Origin of the sequence: Flintibacter hominis (assembly GCF_014287965.1) — a bacterium.
Classification (GTDB): Bacteria; Bacillota; Clostridia; order Oscillospirales; family Oscillospiraceae; genus Lawsonibacter; species Lawsonibacter aceti.
Map to the genome: position 1 here is coordinate 224,055 of NZ_JACOPO010000004.1, position 16,862 is coordinate 240,916.

Below are 16,862 nucleotides of genomic sequence, written 5' to 3' on the forward strand. Positions count from 1 at the left end.
TATAGCTAACTTTTTGGCTGAAAAAAGCGGCTCTCCCAGACGGCATTTTACCGTCTGGCGCCGAGCCTTTTCAGACGACCTCGATCATCTCCGCGTCACTTTTCCGGACCGACAGCTCGTAACCCCGGACATTTAATTCCATGGGGTCTCCAAGTGGAGCCACTTTGCGGACGAATATCTCGACGCCCTTGGTGATTCCCATGTCCATGATCCGGCGCTTTACCGGCCCTTCTCCATGGAGCTTGGCCACAACCGCAGTCTGGCCCACGGCCACATCCTTCAATGTCTTCATGCTTATTCCCCCTCAAATCATAATGCGGTTCGCCATACTCTTGTCTAGGGCGATCCGGCTGTCTTTGACCTGTACGATCAGGTTTCCCGCGATCTCACTTACCACAGTGATATCACTGTCCACTACAAAGCCCAATTCAGCCAGGTGCTGACGGATCTCGTCCTTGCCTGTGATCTTTTTGATCGTAACCCGTTCCCCAGACTTCGCCATCGTCAGCGGCATCATAGCTCTCCTCCTTCAGATGATTAGCGAAAGCTAACTCGCACTCAGAAAAACTAGGTTAGCATTTACTAACCCCTTTTCGTCTGTGGAGTTTATCACAACTAACTTTCCTTGTCAACCCCTATTTGAAAGTCCTTGCCTTTTTCTGGCGTTTATGTTACCCTTGGTACAAAGAGTTGCCAGGAAGGAAGGACTTTAGATGAATATCCACGAATCGGCTGAGGATTATCTGGAGGCCATTTTGATCCTGCGGGAACAGCTGGGGATGGTCCGCTCCATAGACATTGTCCACCACCTGGATTACACAAAGCCCAGTGTCAGCGTGGCTATGAAACGGCTGCGGGAAAATGGATACATTGAAATGGATGGGGAAGGGCATATCACTCTGCTTCCCCCGGGAGAGGCGATTGCCCAGCGGATTTATGACCGCCACAAGCTGTTGACTCAGCTTCTGGTTCGGCTGGGGGTTGACCCAAAGACCGCGGCGGCGGACGCTTGTAAGATCGAACATGACCTCAGCGATGAATCCTTTGAAAAGATTAAAGCCCATGTCCGGCAACATACAAAATAGGCCTTGGAAACGGCCTTCTTTCCCATATCAGGACCGCTCTCAGCGTAAAAGCCGCCCATAGAGCGGCTTTTTTCTTTTCTCTCCGTATTTTTCCATCCAATTCTTTGGGAAAGGATTTGACAGACGGCGGCAAATATGTTACAATTCGGTTACAAGTTTTGAGCAAGGAGGGATTCATAGTGGCTTCTGAGAATATTCCTCTTTCCTATAAAGGGCATCCCCTGCGTCGGAAAGACAACCTGATTTACTACGGCACTATGGCCGAGAAATATATTATCATGCTCCAGATCCTGTCTACCAAGACCGTCAACGGCCTGGAGATGGCAGATAAGGTGGCCGTCCAGCTCCAGCTGACTGACCCCGATCTGCGGGGACGGGACCGTGTGGTCAAGAAAAGTGAAAAAGACAGCCTCTATGCGGCCATGGATATCGCCGCCGTGTGGCTGGACCGCTCTTTGAACGGCAAGTGACCCCTGTTGGCTGACCATCAGAAATAGAAAAGGATTTGGGAGGATCTCAGCTATGCACCTGAAGATGACCATCACCCGGCTCACCGCCGCCCTTCTGGTTTCCAGCACCCTCGCGGCCCCTGTCCTGGCCGCCTCGGGTACTGTCAATTCCGGGGGCGACCCCCTTCGGGTCCGGGCCGATCCCAACACCAGCAGTCAAATTCTAACCAAGCTGTCCGACGGCACCCAGGTAGAGGTGCTGGAACAGGCCGAAAACGGCTGGTACAAGATCGCCCATGAGGGGATCTCCGGCTTCGTTTCGGGGGAGTATCTGGTGGTCCATGAGGAGGGCCAGGAGCAGGCCGTCGCATTGGCCGCGGAGGCTGACGCGGAAGCTGCCAGTACCTTTGGCCGGATTACCGCCTCCTCCCTGAACGTTCGCTCTGGCCCCAGCACTGACCACGAAAAGGTAGGGAGCCTAGCCGCGGGCAGGGTCGTCGAACTGCTGGAGGAGAGCGACGGCTGGTACCGTATTGAAAACGGCTATATCAGCACCGAGTATGTGACCATCGTAGACCCCTCCCAAATCAGCAAGGGACAGGAAATCGCCGATTATGCCCTCCAGTTCGTGGGGTATCCCTATGTGTATGGCGGCAGCAGCCCCAAGGGCTTTGACTGCTCTGGCTTTACCAGCTATGTCTATAAGCAGTTTGGCATCACCATCAATCGCACCGCCTCCACCCAGTTGGATAACGGTACTCCTGTTTCCATGAGCGAGCTCCAGCCCGGCGACCTGGTCATGTTCAAAAAATCCGGTACCGGCAGCAAGCGGGCATCCCATGTGGGAATTTACATCGGCAACAACCAGTTTGTCCATGCCTCCACTTCCACGGTGGGCGTCATTGTCAGCGATATGGATTACGCCTATTACACCACCGGCTTTGTGGGCGGACGCCGCCTGGTCTGATTTTCTCTCAAAATTACTATAAAAACAGAGCGGGTCCCCTATGGGACCCGCTCTGTTTTTTTACTGCCGCTCTGCCTCCTGGGAGAGCGGGGGATGCCGACCCTCCAACGCTGTTAAGTCGCTGCCCTCCACCTTGGCATATGCCCGCTTCCGTACACACAGGAAGAAAATCAGATGGACCGCACCAGTGACCAGCCAACTGATGGGATAGGAGATGTACAGGCAGGAGGCTGTGTGATAGACCGGGAATATCACCGCCACCCACACCAGACGCAGGCCGCAGGCCCCCACTAGGGAGACCACCATGGGAACCACCGAATAGCCGATCCCCCGAAGGACGCCTACCAGCGTATCCATGATGCCGCAGATAAAATAGGGGCAGGCGATAAAAGACAACCGGATAAGCGCCTGGGCAATGACCTCATGCTCCCCGGCAGGGACATAGAAGCCAGCCAGAGTCTCGCCAAAGAAATAGGCAAGATTACCAAATGCCAGGCCGCTTATGACCGAAAAAGAGACGCACTGGACCGCGATGCGGTCCACTCGCTTGCACTTTCCGGCTCCGTAGTTCTGCCCCACAAAGGTGATGGCCGTCTGATAAAAGGCGTTCATGGCGGCGTAGACAAAGCCCTCAATGCTGGCGGAGGCAGAGGAGCCGGCGGCCAGCACTGGGTCATCAAAGGAGTTGATGGCCGACTGGATGACCACGTTAGACAGGGAGAACACCACTCCCTGGCAGCCCGCCGGCAGGCCCACCTGGAGGATACGGCGGATGACCGACCACTGAAGGCCCAGCTTATTCAATTCCAACCGGAGAGCCCCCTCCTCCCGCACCAGGCACCAAACCACTAGAGCGGCGGAGATATACTGGGAGATGATAGTGGCCAGCGCCACACCGGCCACATCCATATGCAGGACGATGACGAAAAACAGGTTTAGTACCACGTTGACTACGCCGGATAAAAAGAGAAAGTACAGGGGACGGCGGGTGTCCCCCTGAGCCCGCAGGATGGCCGCCCCAAAGTTGTAAGTAAGCAGGGCGGGCATCCCAAAGAAGTAGATGCGCAGGTAGACGGTGGCCAAGTCGATGACGTCGGTGGGGGAGGACATCCACTCTAGCAGCTGGCGGACCATGACTGTGCCGAACACCGTCATGACCACACCACTGATGAGCGCCAGGGTCATGGAGGTGTGGACGCTGCGGCTCACATTGTCGTGGCGCCCGGCCCCCAAATCTCTGGCTACCACCACATTGGTGCCCACGGAGAGGCCCACAAACAGATTGATCAGCAGGTTAATCAGGGCCGTATTGGACCCTACTGCCGCCAGGGCTTCCTTGCCGGCGAATTTACCCACCACCACTACGTCGGCGGCGTTGAACAGCAGCTGCAACAGACTGGAGGCCATCAGCGGCAAAGCAAAGAGAAGGATCTTATCCGCTATGGACCCGTTGCACATATCGATCTCATATCGCCTCTTGATGCTCCTCTGTTTCAACACAGACCTCTCCCTTCCAATTTCTCAAATTCCTCACTCAGCCAATCCCGTGGAACACAAATCCCAGAATGACCACCAAGATCGTCAAGGGCACATAGACATACTTTCCCACAGGACCAAACGCCCTGCTCAGTGGCTTTTGCCTGCCGGTCTCCAGTTCTTTCCGAAGCTTGCTCCACCCCAGCACATAGTAGATGGAGATGGCACCCAGCACAGCTCCGATGGGGACCACTTGGATGGTGATAAAGTCCATCCAAGCTCCTACCCGCTCCTCTGACTCCATGAAGATCCCTACTCCAATTGTCAGTGCAGAGCAGATGACTACCGCCGTCTTTCTCCCCAGCTTGAAGTGTGTCTGCCAGCTCTCGGACACGGCCTCAAACATATTGATCAGAGAGGTAAGACCGGCAAACAGGACTGACAGGAAGAAAAACGCGGCAAACAGCCGGCCCATAGGCATCTGCTGGAACACGGTGGGCAGAGTGATGAACATGAGAGGCGGGCCCGATTTCACGTCTAGGCCATAGGCAAAGACAGCCGGCATGATGGCCAAGGCGGACAGCAGGGCGGCCATGGTATCAAAGATTGCCGTCCGCAGGGACGCCTTGGGGATATCCTCCTTCTTGTCCAAATAAGCTCCGTACACGATCATTCCAGAGCCAGTGATAGACAGGGAGAAAAAAGCCTGCCCCATGGCCATGACCCAGGTGTATGGCTCCAGCAGCTTGGACCAGTCTGGGACCAGCAGGAAGCGGTAGCCCTCTCCCGCCCCAGGTAAAGTAGCCACCCAGATGGCCAGAATGATGAACAGGACATAGAACAAGGGCATTAGGATACGGCTCACCTTTTCGATACCAGAGGTGACGCCGAACATCAGCACCAGGCAGACCATAGCTATCACTACGGTATGCCACAGGGGATTGCCAAAGTGAGAGGCGGCCGCCGTGAAGAAGGCGGTGGGCTCCGCCGTCATCAAAGTTCCGGACAGGGCGCCGGCCAGGCTGTTGAGCACCCAGCCCAGAATGACGGCATAGCCGATGGCGATACCCAGGGATCCCATCAGAGGCAGCCAGCTGACCACGCTGCCCACCCGCTTCAGTCTAGGGTCCCGCTCCTGAAAGCACCGCTCATAGGCGCCGATGGTCCCAGTACCCGCCAGACGGCCGATGCCGAACTCAGCGGACAGGCCCACCCAGCCAAACAGGAAAACGAACAGCAGATAGGGGATCAGGAAGGCCGCCCCTCCATACTGGCCCAGCCGATAGGGAAACAGCCAGATGTTACCCAGCCCCACAGCTGAACCAACACAGGCGATGACAAAGCCTATGGAGGAACTAAATCCCCCGTTCTGGTGTTTTTTCTGATTTGCCATACTCTGATTCTCCTAATTTCTAGTTTCACTTTTTAAAAGATCTGCTCCAGCGAATCAGTTTTTTATACTATCACAAAAGGAATAGACTGTCTAGTACCATGGACTTATTCTTGATTTCTTTATTACCCCCCAAAAAATATTTATATCTTTTTGTCTTCATATGCTCCTCCTTAACCAACATCGATCTCCGACTCCCGCGACAGAAGCACCACCGTTTCCACATGGGCGGTCCGTGGAAACAGATCCACCCCCTGTGCCTTCACCGCCCGATAGCCCAGCTCCCCAAACCGCCTCACATCCCTGGCCAGGGTGGCCGGATCACAGGACACATAGACGATCCGTTCCGGAGCCATGCCGGCCAGGATGGCAGGCACCTCCGGTTGGAGCCCCTTCCGGGGCGGGTCCACACAGATGACCTGGGGGCGAACTCCCTCCCCACTTAGCCTGGCGGCTACCGTCCCGGCGTCACCGCAGAAAAACTCTGTGTTTTCCACGCCGTTTCTCCTGGCGTTCTCTCTGGCGTCCTGGATGGCCTGGGGAACAATCTCCGCGCCGATCACTTTTGCGGCCCTCCGGGAGAGGGCCAGGGAGATGGTGCCGATGCCGCAGTACAGATCCAGCACGGTCTCCCTTCCGGTCAGGGCGGCAAAGTCCAGAGCCACAGCGTATAGCAGCTCTGTCTGTGCCTGGTTGATCTGGAAAAAGGATGGCACAGACAGGCGGAAGGTATAGGCGCACAGCTCCTCCTCCAGATAGTCCCTCCCCCAGAGGGTGTGGTACTCCGGACCCAGGATGACGTTGGTGTCCGCCGGGTTGACATTGAGCACCACACCCACTACACCTGGCTCGCACTCCCGCAGGGCTGACACCAGTCGGTCCGCACCGGGCAGCACAGGCTTCCAGGCCACGACACAGACCAGCGCCTCACCCCTACTGTTGGTCCGGACATAGAGGTGGCGCACGACGAACCGGCCCTCCATATGATACTCGGAAGGGAGATGAGCCGCCCATTCTTCAAAGGCGCGTTGGAGGCGCGAGACCCGCTCCGGCTGAAGCAGGCAGTCCTCCACCTCCAACACTTGGTGGCTCCTGGCCCGGTAATAACCCGCCCGGACCCTGTCTTCCGCTCGATCCACTGGGAATTGGACCTTGTTTCGATAGCGGTCGGGCTTCTCTGCCCCCAGCACCGGGGGCAGCTCCAGTCTTACGCCGCCTACCCGCTCCAGGGCGTCGGCGATGTGCTGCCCCTTGGCCCGAAGCTCCTCGTCGTAAGTCATGTGTCGGAACTGGCAGCCACCGCATCTGCCGAAAACAGGGCAACCGGGTCCCAGCCGCTCCGGCGACGGCCGCAACAGCTCCACTCCCCGTCCCCAGGCCACCGTCTTATTCACCTTCTCTAGCCGGACGTTCCATCGCTCGCCCGCGATGGTAAAGGGCACAAAGACCACCCGGCCCTCCAGCCGGGCCACCCCCATCCCCTCTGCGGTGTATCCGGTGATATCCAAGGCGTGGATACTATTCTTCTTCCAATCCGCCATAAGGCCACCCCACTTTCTTTTCAGCAATACTATATCATGTCCCGCCTCTGTGGTAAAGGACAAAAAGGGGCGCCCGGACCAGTCCGGACGCCCCCTGGAGAGGGACAGGCTCGTATTACTTTTTCACACCCACACCGTGAGTGGTCCTGACCACCAAACCGGTCAGGGCGAAGAGGGCAATGGCGTTGGGGATAACCATCAGGTTGTTGAACATATCGGTCAGCTCCCACACAAAGTCGCTTCCGGTCACAGTACCCAGGAAAATAAACCCAAGCGCCAGGATCGAGTAGACTACGGCGCCCTTCTTGCCGAACAGATAGACTACGTTGATCTTGCCAAACAGATTCCAGCTCAGGATAGTAGAGAAGGCGAAGAAGAACAGACAGATGGCCACGAACATAGCCCCCGCCTCGGCGCCAAAGACGGAGCCGAAGGCGGTCTGGGCCAGGTTGGTCTTATTCAGTACCTGGCTGGCGGCGGCCGCGCCGCACTCGGCCAGCGGCCCGCCGGGGGTATACAGGGTGGAGATGACCACAAGAGCATTCAGAGTCAGCACCACAAAGGTATCCATGAATACACCGATCATAGCCACCACTCCCTGATCGTGGGGGTCGGTAACATTGGCCTGGGCGTGGGCGTGGGGGGTGGAGCCCATGCCGGCCTCGTTGGAGAACAGGCCCCGCTTCGCGCCCTGACTGATGGCCTCCTTCAAGGCGTAGCCGAAAGCGCCGCCGATGATGGCCTGGGGCTGGAAGGCGTACTGAAAGATCATGGCGAAGGTGGCGGGGATATACTGGATGCGGGCGGCAAGGACACCCAGTCCGCCTACCAGAAAAATCACAGCCATGATGGGGACCAGCTTTTCAGTGACAGAGGCCAGCCGCTGTACACCACCCACGAAGATGAAGCCACAGATGACTACCAGCACGATGCCCACGATCCAGGAGGGCACACCGAAGGCTGTTTCAAAGGTGGAGCCGATAGAGTTGGACTGAACCATGCAGCCCATGAAGCCCAGGGCCAGGATGATGGCCACAGCAAAGAATCCGGCTAGGAACTTGCCGAAGCCGCCCTTAAAGGCAGTCGTGATGTAGTAAACGGGCCCGCCCTTGTAGGAGCCATCGTCGCTCTTCTGCCTGGTCTGGATAGCCAGGGTGGCTTCCGCATAGATGGTAGCCATACCAAAGAAGGCGATGACCCACATCCAGAAGATGGCGCCGGGGCCGCCGGCCAGGATGGCCCCCGATCCGCCCACGATGTTGCCGGTGCCCACCTGGGCCGCGATGGCGGTAGCTAAGGCCTGGAAGGAACTCATGCCGTGCTCCTGTTTTCCGCCGTGGAGGGACAGGTTCCCAAAAACCTTTCTCATCCCCTCCCCAAAGCAGCGCACCTGGACAAAGCGGGTCTTGATGGAGTACCAGAGACCGACTCCGATGAGCAGGAAGACCAGGATATAGTTGGACAAATAGGTATTAATGCTTACTACGACAGGATATAGTGCCGATTCCATGGACGCAACCAATTCTTGCATTTGATACTCTTTCCTCTCCTACAAAAATAAAAACGGAACGACCGAATAAACCGACCGCTCCGGAGAATACACGCCCAGCGCACCTGCGCACGTGTAAAACAGATGCCCACAGGGCATCTGTTTCCTCTGTCCTTTTGCCTGAGAGATTAACGGGACACGCCGCCCCGCCTTGCACCTTCGGCACTCGTTTTCGAGTTTCTCCAGAGTTACATCCGCATCCAGTCCTCATCCCCTCTGGGGACACCTGAGAGTGTTACTCCTTCGGCATGCCGTCTGGCCATTTTCCTGGATACTTCGTCTGTCCTATTCAGTTGCTCCGTTACCATACCACACCCGGCGGATTTTGTCAACCTCTGGTGGACATTTATTCTCTCACAGTGGAATTTCTGTGTGCCGGGCCTTGTTTTTTGTGCAGTCCGCCTTGAAAAGAGGCATTCTTCCAGGCTCTCGCCTCTGTTTTCCCCCTTTTAAATTTTTCATTGATAAATTCCCTCGGATATAGTAAAATACATGATAGCGTTGTTCCGCTTCGGCGCGGAGCAAGGCCGCACTAGTCGGGGAGATAGCGGTGCCCTATACCCGCAATCCGCTACAGCGGGGATGAATCCCGGCCCCCGGACGTGTAATGTGTCGTCTGCCCTGGATAAGCAGTGATGATAGACCGGTCCCGCGCAACGGGGTCCCGTGAACCGTGTCAGGCGGGGAACCGAGCAGCACTAAGCGGTCCGCTCCGTGTGCCGTGGGGTCACTGTTCTTGAGCCGGCTGTCCAGGTAACGGGCATATTTCACGCTTCAAAGGCCGGTGTGCGGTCTTACTCCGCGTCGAAGCAAACTCCATATCATTCGTACTGCCGCAAGCGGCAGTCCTCACTCATTTCGTTGCTTCTCCTTTTCCAAAGGACACCCGCTCCGCTGGGCTGTCCTTTGGGGGCCGATTACGGCCCTCTTTTTCCTGCAAACTCCATATCATTCGTACTGCCGCAAGCGGCAGTCCTCACTCATTTCGTTGCTTCTCCTTTTCCAAAGGACACCCGCTCCGCTGGGCTGTCCTTTGGGGGCCGATTACGGCCCTCTTTTTCCTGCAAACTCCATATCATTCGTACTGCCGCAAGCGGCAGTCCTCACTCATTTCGTTGCTTCTCCTTTTCCAAAGGACACCCGCTCCGCTGGGCTGTCCTTTGGGGGCCGATTACGGCCCTCTTTTTCCTGCAAACTCCATATCATTCGTACTGCCGCAAGCGGCAGTCCTCACTCATTTCGTTGCTTCTCCTTTTCCAAAGGACACCCGCTCCGCTGGGCTGTCCTTTGGGGGCCGATTACGGCCCTCTTTTTCCTGCAAACTCCATATTATTCCTACTGCCGCAAGCGGCAGTCCTCATCCATTCTGTGGTTTTTGTTTTTAAATTGGCTCCGCCCCAAACGGCGGGGCTGTTTTTCTCCGTGAGGTGATCTGATGTACCAGGCCCTATACCGAAAGTGGCGGCCCCGCACCTTTGAGGATGTGGTAGGCCAATCCCACATCACCGAGACTCTGCGCCAACAGGTGGCAGGTGGCAGGCTGTCCCACGCCTATCTGTTCACCGGCACCCGAGGCACCGGCAAGACAACCTGCGCCAAGATTCTGGCTCGGGCGGTCAACTGTGAAAACCCTCAGAACGGTGACCCCTGCAACCAGTGCCCCGCCTGCCTGGGCATTGAGAATGGCTCCATTTTGGATGTATTGGAGCTGGACGCCGCCTCCAACAACGGCGTAGACCAAGTCCGAGCCCTGCGGGATGAGGCGGTCTACACCCCTGCCGCCGTCAAAAAACGGGTCTACATCGTGGACGAGGTCCATATGCTGTCCACCCCCGCTTTTAACGCCCTGCTGAAAATACTGGAGGAGCCGCCTCCCCACCTTCTGTTCATCCTGGCTACCACCGAGCTGCATAAGGTGCCCGCTACCATCAAAAGCCGGTGTCAACAGTTCTCCTTCAAGCGGATCCTCCCCGGTCAAATTGCACAGCGTTTGGAATATGTGGCTGGGCAGGAGGGCATCGACCTGACCGCCGAGGGCGCCGCTCTGCTGGCCCGCCTGGCGGATGGTGGACTGCGGGATGCCCTATCCCTGCTGGACCAGTGCTCCGGCGGGGGGCAGAGGGTAGACGAGCAGACCATTCTGGACACGCTGGGTCTGGCGGGCAACCTGGAAACCGCTAAACTCATGGGCCATATTGCCGGGCGGGACGCCGCCGCCGCCCTGGACACCCTAGGCCGTCTGTACGGCAACGGTAAGGATGTGGGCTCCGTGCTCGGTGAGTTGTCCTCCCTGGCCCGAGACCTGCTGCTGCGGAAGACGGCGCCCCAGGGAGGGACTTCCCTGCTGGCCGGAGGGTACGACGAGGCCACTATGCGCCAGCTAGGCGGGCAATTCTCCGCCGCCCGTTTGCTCCAGGCGCTGACTTTACTCCAATCCACCGCCGCGGAGCTGCCGCGGAGCAGCAACCGCCGGACCGACGCGGAGCTGTGCCTGATCCGCTTATGCGATGAGAGTCTAGATGGCTCCGCCGCCGGACTGTCTGCCCGGGTGGCACGGCTGGAGGAGCTGCTGGCTGGCGGGGCGCCTGTTCCGGCCGCTCCCCCTCCATCCACCCCTACCGCCCCCAGCGTTCCCGCCGGACCGGCGCCCTCTCCCGCGGAGGATCCGCCCCCCTGGGATGACCGCCCCCCGCTGCCAGAGGAGCCTCCGGAAGAACCGGAGCGCGTATTTGATGTTCCCGTGGAGGCTCCCGCCCCCACGCCGGTGCCCGCCGCGCCCGACTCTGGCGGAGGGGATCGGTCTTTTTGGCCCGCCTTTGCGGCTGGGTTGAAGGGAAAGGTGTCACCCTCCGTCCTGCCCTATCTCCACAATCCGTCCAAGGTGACCGGCGTGTGGAAAAATGGGCAGTTGACCCTGTGGACAGACAGTGAGTTCACCCGCTCCATGCTCAACAAGCCCGCTATTCTGGAGGGGCTGGCCCGCGCCGCGGGCGACGCTTTCGGCGGACAGCCCAGAGTGAGCATCGTCGCTGGCAGGCCCCCCGAGGAGGACCTGTCTCCCGCTCCCAGCCAGCCCTCCCCCCAGTCGAAGGGCTCCGGTGATGCTCTGGACCAGCTGCTGGCCTTTGGGGAAAAGTTTGACAACATCATCATACAATAAGATTCAGGACAAAAAGGAGTGTTTGATATGGCAAAAGGTTTTGGCGGCCGCGGTATGCCCGGCATGGGCGGCGGCATGAACATGAATATGCTCAAGCAGGCCCAGAAGATGCAGCAGGACATGATGCGTTTGCAGCAGGAGCTGCAGGAGAAGGAGTACCAGGCCGCGGCCGGCGGCGGGGTGGTGTCCGCCACCGTCAATGGCAAGCATGAGCTGAAGGCTCTGGTCATCGACCCGGAGGCCGTGGACCCCGACGACGTGGAGATGCTCCAGGACATGATCGTGGCCGCCGTCAATGAGGCTATGCGGGCCGCTGACAGCGACGCCGCCTCCACCATGCAGTCCATCACCGGCGGACTGGGTCTTCCTTTCTGATTTTTAACCCTTCAAGCCGCCCAAACCGGGCGGCTTTTTATTTATTTTTACAGTTTTATTTGACAATTATTTGATTTTATAGTATGTTTTTACCATATTATAAATATCAATCTCATACAAGTCCATGTTTTATCGAAGGGGGGCTCATTATAAAACGCAGGTATAAGCAAGAGATCCCAGCCACCCTGATTTTAATTACTTGGGGAATCGAGTCCTCTCTCTGGATCCTCTACTCTTCTTTCCCACAAGTTATCTCAAGACTGTTTTTCCCCATCTGTCTCCCCATATATAGTTTTGCCCGTATGTCCTTTTATGACCAGATCCGCTATGAAGAGGAGGGGGAGGCGCGGTTTTGCGTTCAGGCCGCCATGTGGTTCGGCGTATTCGCCTGCCTGACCGTTCTGTCCTCTCTCATCACTGGTGGGCTGTATCTCTGGAAGGGCTGGTATCCCTGGCTCCTCCTTCCCCTTGCCCGGCTCCCCCTGGTGTATCTGACTTACCGCATCTGGATTCGGCCAAAGGAACAGAGTTGACTATTACAAATGCAGGACCGGGCTTTCGGTCCTGCTTTTTTTCTTGCCATAGAGCTGAAATCAGTATAAAATGAAAGAAAAAGAGAACAGTGACCCCTCCCCTCTCTGTCCGGCGTGGCGGCGCCGGGGCGGGAGCTTTCACTGTCTGGAAAGAAGTGAGGAAATGCCCCTGTTTCATCAGCACCAGCTCCATGAACCGCCTGACCAGCGGACCAAGATGCTGGAAACCCCCGTCCCTTCTCTGATCGTCACACTGGCCATCCCCACCATCATCAGCATGATGGTCACCTCCATCTACAACATGGCCGATACCTATTTCGTGTCCCAGTTGAGCACCAGCGCCTCCGGCGCGGTAGGTATCGTCTTTTCCATCATGTCCATCATCCAGGCCGTTGGCTTCACGGTGGGCATGGGCTCCGGCTCCATTGCCGCCCGTCTGATGGGCCAGGGGAATCACCGTGACGCGGATGCCTACGCCTCCAGCGCCGTCCTCATGGCCCTGGTCCTCGGGCTGCTGCTGGCCGTACTCGGACTGTGCAACCTGGGCAGCCTGATCTGGGCCCTGGGCAGTACGGAGACCATCTACCCCTACGCCATGGACTACGCCCGCTATATTCTGATGGGCTGCCCAGTGATGGTCCTGTCCTTTACCCTGAACAACCTGCTCCGCTGGCAGGGGAAGGCCAGCCTGGCCGTCTTTGGCCTGGGCACTGGTGGTGTGCTCAACATGGTCCTGGACCCCGTCTTCATCTTTATCTTTGACCTGGGCATCGCCGGGGCGGCCATCGCTACCCTGCTGAGTCAGTGTGTCAGTCTGTGCATTCTCGCCTCCTTCTTCCTGTTGAAGAAAAGTGATTTAAGAGTCAGCCCCTCTTGTATCTCCCGCTCCCCCAAGCTCTATCTGTCCATTCTGAAGCAGGGAATGCCCTCCTTCTTCCGCCAGGGCATCCTGTCCCTGTCCACTATGGCACTGAACTTCAACGCCAAGATATACGGCGACGCGGCGGTGGCCGCTCTGGCCATCGTTACCAAGGTGTTCACCTTCATCCAGTCCATCGTCATCGGCTTCGGCCAGGGCTTCCAGCCAGTGTTAGGCTATAATTACGGGGCCGGACGGCTGGACCGGGTCAAGGAGGCGGTGAAGTTCTCCGTCAAGACCTGCACCATCATCTTGACAGTATGCGCAGTGGTAGGCTTTGCCTTCGCCCCCCAAATCGTCACCCTGTTCCGGGACGACCTTATGGTCATCGACATCGGCACCCGGGCCTTCCGCTACCAGTGCTTTACCCTCCCACTGGGGGCGGTGCTCACCTTCGCCAATATGTTCTTCCAGTCCCTGGGCAAGTCTGTCCGGGCCACCATCCTGGCCGTCTGCCGCCAGGGCGTGTTCATCCCTCTGGTCTACCTCCTGTCCTGGCAGTTGGGTCTCACCGGTCTGGAGCTCACCCAGGCCGTCTCCGACCTGGCAGCCTTCCTCATTTCTGGCACCATCATGGTACACTATTTTCTGAGAGAATTTGGGAAGGAACGGGTATGACATACAAATATAACGGCCTGACGAATACCGTCAGGCCGTTATATTTTCTCTCCTATGGACAGCGTGAGGTCCTTTCGGGGGAGTTTGTCCCAGCGGAATAGAGGGAGCAGCTCCTCCGGCGCAACCTCCTCCTCCCGGTCCAGCAGCCCGGCGGCATGGGCCAGCGTTCCCACAATCTGTGGGGCAGTAAACCGACTCTGGAGCTGCCCCAGTTCCTGGTCCCGGTCCCTCTTTGCCAGCCGCCTGCCATCCGGGGCCAGCAACAGGGGGACATGGCCGTACTGGGGATGGGGCAGGTTCAGCCGCTCCTGGAGCCAGATCTGCCGGGGGGTGGAGGAGAGCAGGTCGCTCCCCCGCACCACCTGGGTCACCCCCATCTCGGCGTCATCCACCACCACCGCCAACTGATAGGCGTACACCCCGTCGGACCGGCGGAGAATAAAGTCTCCGCAGTCCATTTTTAAATCCTCTTCGTATTTTCCGCATAACATATCACAAAAAGAAATGGATTTTTCCCCCACTGCCGCCCGCCAGGCAGGGCGGCGTGTCTTTTCCAGCTTCTCCCGCTCCGGAGCCGTCAAGCTCCTGCACCGTCCGTCATACACAGTTATTCCGTCCGAGCGGTGGGGGGCAGAGGAAGCCAGACGCTCTGCACGTGTACAGTAGCAGGGATAGACCAGCCCCTGCTTCTCCAGATCCCGGAAGGCGGCGGCGTAGGCCTCTGTCCGCCGGGACTGATAGACCGGCTCCCCGTCCCAGTCCAGCCCCAGCCACTCCAGATCCCGCATCACCTGGTCGCAATACTCCTGCCGGCACCGGTCCGGATCCAAATCCTCCAGCCGCAGGACGATGGAACCTCCCGCGCTCCGGGCGGCCAGCCAGGCCAGCAGGCAGGACCACAGGTTGCCCAGGTGCATCCGTCCGCTGGGGCTGGGGGCAAAGCGGCCGATCATGTTACTCCTCCGTTCCATATTCAGCAACTACCCGCTTACATCCGGCACAGTGCCACGCCGGCGCCCTAGGCGTGCTCCAGAAGTGCTTGGTCAGTTTGACCTCTCCCTCCCTCAGAGCCATGACCACCCATTCCGCAATTTCAGGGGAAAAGATAATACTCCGGCTACTCTGCAGAAAGCCTTGCTTCATCTCCTGGTTACACCATGGGCACAGCATCATTTTTTCTCCTCTCCATACTCCTCCAGCGCCTGCCTTAAAAACTCCGCGTCCTTGTCGTCCAGGGCGTGGAGGCCGGCAGTTTCCTCCAGATGGTGGGTGAACTCGTGGGCCACGGTGGCAAAGATCTCGTCCTTCCAGCCCTCCTCGTCCTCCTCCGGCAGCAGGGCGGCAAAGGAGCCGTAATACAGGACGATATACCGCCCCAGCATATCGTGGACATACTCTCCCATAATGTACATCTCGCCGGGGGGGAAGTCCGGATCAGGCAGGGCTTCCTCCTCCAGCTGGATGCCCCCGTCCAGGTCCAGAAAGAAGGCGTCGGGGAACCCGCCGGCGATCTCCTCCAGCCAGTCGCCCATCTGTTCATAGGTGGGTACCATGATCCTCTCCTCCTTACTGGGGACTCAGGTCCGCTTTTCGGCGGAGCAGGGAGAGGGGCGGCACCTGACAGGGCAGCTTCATGCGGAAGGTCATCTGAGGGTGGCGGACCTCCTCCAGTGGAAGGCCATCCCCATCCCAGAGGCCCTCCACCCACAAAGCCTGGGGCCGGACATTGGGCCCCACCAACTCCAGACTGTCGCCCACTCGGAATTTATTGTTCAGGGTCAAAAGGGCATTTCCCTCCCCGTCACAGGACTGCACCTTGGCCACGATCTGCCAGTCCCGGACATATCGGGAATTCTCGGTGTACTGCCCCGGCTGTCCATAGAAAAAGCCGGTGGAGTAGTGGCGGTGGCTGATGTGCTCCACCTCGTCCCGCCACACCGGGTCCAGCGGCTCTCCCGCCGCCGCCGCGTCGATGGCGTGGCGGTAGGCTCCGGTGACGATGGCCGCGTAGTAGGCGGACTTTGCCCTCCCCTCCAGCTTTAGAGAGTCCACCCCCGCCTCCATCAAGTCGGCCACATGGTCGATCATGCACATATCCTTGGAGTTCATGATATAGGTCTGTCCATTCTCCTCATAGACAGGGAAGTACTCTCCCGGCCGCTTCTCCTCCATCAGAGCGTACTGATACCGGCAGGGCTGGGCGCACTCCCCCCGATTGGAGTCCCGCCCGGTCATGTAGTTAGACAGCAGGCACCGGCCGGAATAGCTGACGCACATGGCCCCGTGGGCAAAGACTTCGATCTCCAGCTCCTTTGGAGTCTTGGCCCTGATCTCCTGAATCTCCTCCAGGGACAGCTCCCTGGCTAGAATCACCCGACTAGCCCCCAGGTCGTGCCAGGCCTGGGCGGACTGGTAATTGACGATGCTGGCCTGAGTGGAGATATGACACTGGACCTTGGGGGCGTGTCTCCTGGCCAGGGCCAGGGTGCCCACATCTGCCAGAATGATGGCGTCCACGCCCACCTCATTGAGATATTCCAGCCACTCCGGCAGCCGGGCTACTTCTTGGTTGCGCGGCATGGTGTTGCAGGTCACATGGACTCTGACCCTATGGGAGCGGCATAGGTCCACGGCCTGTTTCAGCTCTGTCCGGGAGAAATTTCCGGCAAAAGACCGCATTCCGAAGTCGGTTCCGGCCAGATAGACAGCGTCCGCCCCATAGGCCACCGCCATCTCCAGTCTCTCCATGTCCCCCGCCGGGGCCAGCAGCTCGATCTTGTTTCTCATGTTTATCTATCTC

The 16,862-nt window shown here is 58.2% G+C and carries 17 protein-coding genes, 1 other RNA gene and 1 riboswitch; of the genes, 8 read left to right on the top strand and 10 right to left on the bottom strand.

The features are described 5' to 3' along the window. Nucleotides 1–70: 70 nt before the first annotated feature. Together H8S11_RS08100 and H8S11_RS08105 are read right to left on the bottom strand one after the other, a co-directional pair. Complete coding sequence (locus H8S11_RS08100; protein ID WP_186852787.1) at nucleotides 71–292, bottom strand: FeoA family protein; 222 nt, start codon at nucleotides 290–292, stop codon at nucleotides 71–73. Between the two features lie 12 nt (nucleotides 293–304). Further along, nucleotides 305–517, bottom strand: coding sequence for a FeoA family protein (locus H8S11_RS08105; protein ID WP_147570819.1), 213 nt, complete (start codon nucleotides 515–517; stop codon nucleotides 305–307). A 196-nt stretch (nucleotides 518–713) separates the two neighbouring features. On the opposite strand from H8S11_RS08105, the gene H8S11_RS08110 reads away from it, so the two are divergent. From H8S11_RS08110 to H8S11_RS08120, 3 genes are all read left to right on the top strand, one after another. Further along, nucleotides 714–1,085: a metal-dependent transcriptional regulator gene (locus H8S11_RS08110; protein WP_186852788.1), complete on the top strand. Its 372-nt coding sequence runs from the start codon at nucleotides 714–716 to the stop codon at nucleotides 1,083–1,085. A 179-nt stretch (nucleotides 1,086–1,264) separates the two neighbouring features. Further along, nucleotides 1,265–1,555 (top strand): hypothetical protein, encoded by a 291-nt coding sequence (locus tag H8S11_RS08115; RefSeq protein WP_147570821.1) that lies wholly within the window; start codon nucleotides 1,265–1,267, stop codon nucleotides 1,553–1,555. A gap of 52 nt (nucleotides 1,556–1,607) precedes the next feature. Beyond that, nucleotides 1,608–2,501, top strand: coding sequence for a C40 family peptidase (locus H8S11_RS08120; protein ID WP_147570822.1), 894 nt, complete (start codon nucleotides 1,608–1,610; stop codon nucleotides 2,499–2,501). A 60-nt stretch (nucleotides 2,502–2,561) separates the two neighbouring features. Here H8S11_RS08120 and H8S11_RS08125 read toward each other — a convergent pair whose 3' ends face one another. From H8S11_RS08125 to H8S11_RS08140, 4 genes are all read right to left on the bottom strand, one after another. Beyond that, complete coding sequence (locus tag H8S11_RS08125; protein ID WP_412531132.1) at nucleotides 2,562–4,001, bottom strand: MATE family efflux transporter; 1,440 nt, start codon at nucleotides 3,999–4,001, stop codon at nucleotides 2,562–2,564. A gap of 34 nt (nucleotides 4,002–4,035) precedes the next feature. Beyond that, a complete protein-coding gene (locus H8S11_RS08130; RefSeq protein WP_147570823.1) occupies nucleotides 4,036–5,370 on the bottom strand; it encodes a sodium-dependent transporter in 1,335 nt (444 codons plus the stop codon). 170 nt (nucleotides 5,371–5,540) lie between these two features. Then, complete coding sequence (rlmD, locus tag H8S11_RS08135) at nucleotides 5,541–6,908, bottom strand: 23S rRNA (uracil(1939)-C(5))-methyltransferase RlmD (RefSeq protein ID WP_186852789.1); 1,368 nt, start codon at nucleotides 6,906–6,908, stop codon at nucleotides 5,541–5,543. Nucleotides 6,909–7,023: 115 nt separating this feature from the next. After that, the gene (locus H8S11_RS08140; protein WP_147570825.1) at nucleotides 7,024–8,418 is read right to left on the bottom strand and encodes an alanine/glycine:cation symporter family protein; all 1,395 of its coding nucleotides are present in this window, start codon (nucleotides 8,416–8,418) and stop codon (nucleotides 7,024–7,026) included. 137 nt (nucleotides 8,419–8,555) lie between these two features. After that, a riboswitch (glycine riboswitch) is annotated at nucleotides 8,556–8,653 on the bottom strand. Between the two features lie 331 nt (nucleotides 8,654–8,984). Between H8S11_RS08140 and ffs the strand changes: the two genes are divergently transcribed. The 5 genes from ffs to H8S11_RS08165 all read left to right on the top strand — a co-directional run bounded on the left by ffs (nucleotide 8,985) and on the right by H8S11_RS08165 (nucleotide 14,062). Then, nucleotides 8,985–9,249, top strand: an RNA gene (gene ffs, locus H8S11_RS08145) — signal recognition particle sRNA large type. A 643-nt stretch (nucleotides 9,250–9,892) separates the two neighbouring features. After that, nucleotides 9,893–11,617, top strand: coding sequence for a DNA polymerase III subunit gamma/tau (dnaX, locus tag H8S11_RS08150; RefSeq protein ID WP_186852791.1), 1,725 nt, complete (start codon nucleotides 9,893–9,895; stop codon nucleotides 11,615–11,617). Between the two features lie 27 nt (nucleotides 11,618–11,644). Then, nucleotides 11,645–11,992, top strand: coding sequence for a YbaB/EbfC family nucleoid-associated protein (locus H8S11_RS08155; protein ID WP_147570827.1), 348 nt, complete (start codon nucleotides 11,645–11,647; stop codon nucleotides 11,990–11,992). A gap of 302 nt (nucleotides 11,993–12,294) precedes the next feature. After that, a complete protein-coding gene (locus tag H8S11_RS08160) occupies nucleotides 12,295–12,525 on the top strand; it encodes a hypothetical protein (protein WP_147570828.1) in 231 nt (76 codons plus the stop codon). Between the two features lie 163 nt (nucleotides 12,526–12,688). Beyond that, entirely contained in the window at nucleotides 12,689–14,062 is a 1,374-nt protein-coding gene (locus H8S11_RS08165; RefSeq protein ID WP_186852792.1) for an MATE family efflux transporter, read from the top strand. Between the two features lie 38 nt (nucleotides 14,063–14,100). On the opposite strand, the gene gluQRS is transcribed toward H8S11_RS08165, so the two are convergent. The 4 genes from gluQRS to H8S11_RS08185 are packed head-to-tail and all read right to left on the bottom strand — an operon-like array spanning nucleotide 14,101 to nucleotide 16,849. Then, a complete protein-coding gene (gene gluQRS, locus H8S11_RS08170) occupies nucleotides 14,101–15,015 on the bottom strand; it encodes a tRNA glutamyl-Q(34) synthetase GluQRS (protein WP_243200984.1) in 915 nt (304 codons plus the stop codon). A gap of 1 nt (nucleotide 15,016) precedes the next feature. Continuing rightward, nucleotides 15,017–15,205, bottom strand: a complete 189-nt coding sequence (locus tag H8S11_RS08175) for a PF20097 family protein (protein ID WP_186852794.1) — start codon at nucleotides 15,203–15,205, stop codon at nucleotides 15,017–15,019. A 26-nt stretch (nucleotides 15,206–15,231) separates the two neighbouring features. Next, a complete protein-coding gene (locus H8S11_RS08180; RefSeq protein ID WP_147570831.1) occupies nucleotides 15,232–15,615 on the bottom strand; it encodes a metallopeptidase family protein in 384 nt (127 codons plus the stop codon). Between the two features lie 13 nt (nucleotides 15,616–15,628). Beyond that, nucleotides 15,629–16,849 (bottom strand): peptidase U32 family protein, encoded by a 1,221-nt coding sequence (locus tag H8S11_RS08185; RefSeq protein ID WP_147570832.1) that lies wholly within the window; start codon nucleotides 16,847–16,849, stop codon nucleotides 15,629–15,631. Nucleotides 16,850–16,862 lie beyond the last annotated feature (13 nt).

What these genes read in the sequence shown, in the direction of transcription:
- H8S11_RS08100 (WP_186852787.1), bottom strand. Translation starts at nt 292, where the DNA reads ATGAAGACATTGAAGGATGTGGCCGTGGGCCAGACTGCGGTTGTGGCC.
- H8S11_RS08105 (WP_147570819.1), bottom strand. Translation starts at nt 517, where the DNA reads ATGATGCCGCTGACGATGGCGAAGTCTGGGGAACGGGTTACGATCAAA.
- H8S11_RS08110 (WP_186852788.1), top strand. Translation starts at nt 714, where the DNA reads ATGAATATCCACGAATCGGCTGAGGATTATCTGGAGGCCATTTTGATC.
- H8S11_RS08120 (WP_147570822.1), top strand. Translation starts at nt 1,608, where the DNA reads ATGCACCTGAAGATGACCATCACCCGGCTCACCGCCGCCCTTCTGGTT.
- H8S11_RS08130 (WP_147570823.1), bottom strand. Translation starts at nt 5,370, where the DNA reads ATGGCAAATCAGAAAAAACACCAGAACGGGGGATTTAGTTCCTCCATA.
- rlmD (WP_186852789.1), bottom strand. Translation starts at nt 6,908, where the DNA reads ATGGCGGATTGGAAGAAGAATAGTATCCACGCCTTGGATATCACCGGA.
- H8S11_RS08140 (WP_147570825.1), bottom strand. Translation starts at nt 8,418, where the DNA reads ATGGAATCGGCACTATATCCTGTCGTAGTAAGCATTAATACCTATTTG.
- dnaX (WP_186852791.1), top strand. Translation starts at nt 9,893, where the DNA reads ATGTACCAGGCCCTATACCGAAAGTGGCGGCCCCGCACCTTTGAGGAT.
- H8S11_RS08155 (WP_147570827.1), top strand. Translation starts at nt 11,645, where the DNA reads ATGGCAAAAGGTTTTGGCGGCCGCGGTATGCCCGGCATGGGCGGCGGC.
- H8S11_RS08160 (WP_147570828.1), top strand. Translation starts at nt 12,295, where the DNA reads ATGTCCTTTTATGACCAGATCCGCTATGAAGAGGAGGGGGAGGCGCGG.
- H8S11_RS08165 (WP_186852792.1), top strand. Translation starts at nt 12,689, where the DNA reads ATGCCCCTGTTTCATCAGCACCAGCTCCATGAACCGCCTGACCAGCGG.
- gluQRS (WP_243200984.1), bottom strand. Translation starts at nt 15,015, where the DNA reads ATGATCGGCCGCTTTGCCCCCAGCCCCAGCGGACGGATGCACCTGGGC.
- H8S11_RS08175 (WP_186852794.1), bottom strand. Translation starts at nt 15,205, where the DNA reads ATGAAGCAAGGCTTTCTGCAGAGTAGCCGGAGTATTATCTTTTCCCCT.
- H8S11_RS08180 (WP_147570831.1), bottom strand. Translation starts at nt 15,615, where the DNA reads ATGGTACCCACCTATGAACAGATGGGCGACTGGCTGGAGGAGATCGCC.
- H8S11_RS08185 (WP_147570832.1), bottom strand. Translation starts at nt 16,849, where the DNA reads ATGAGAAACAAGATCGAGCTGCTGGCCCCGGCGGGGGACATGGAGAGA.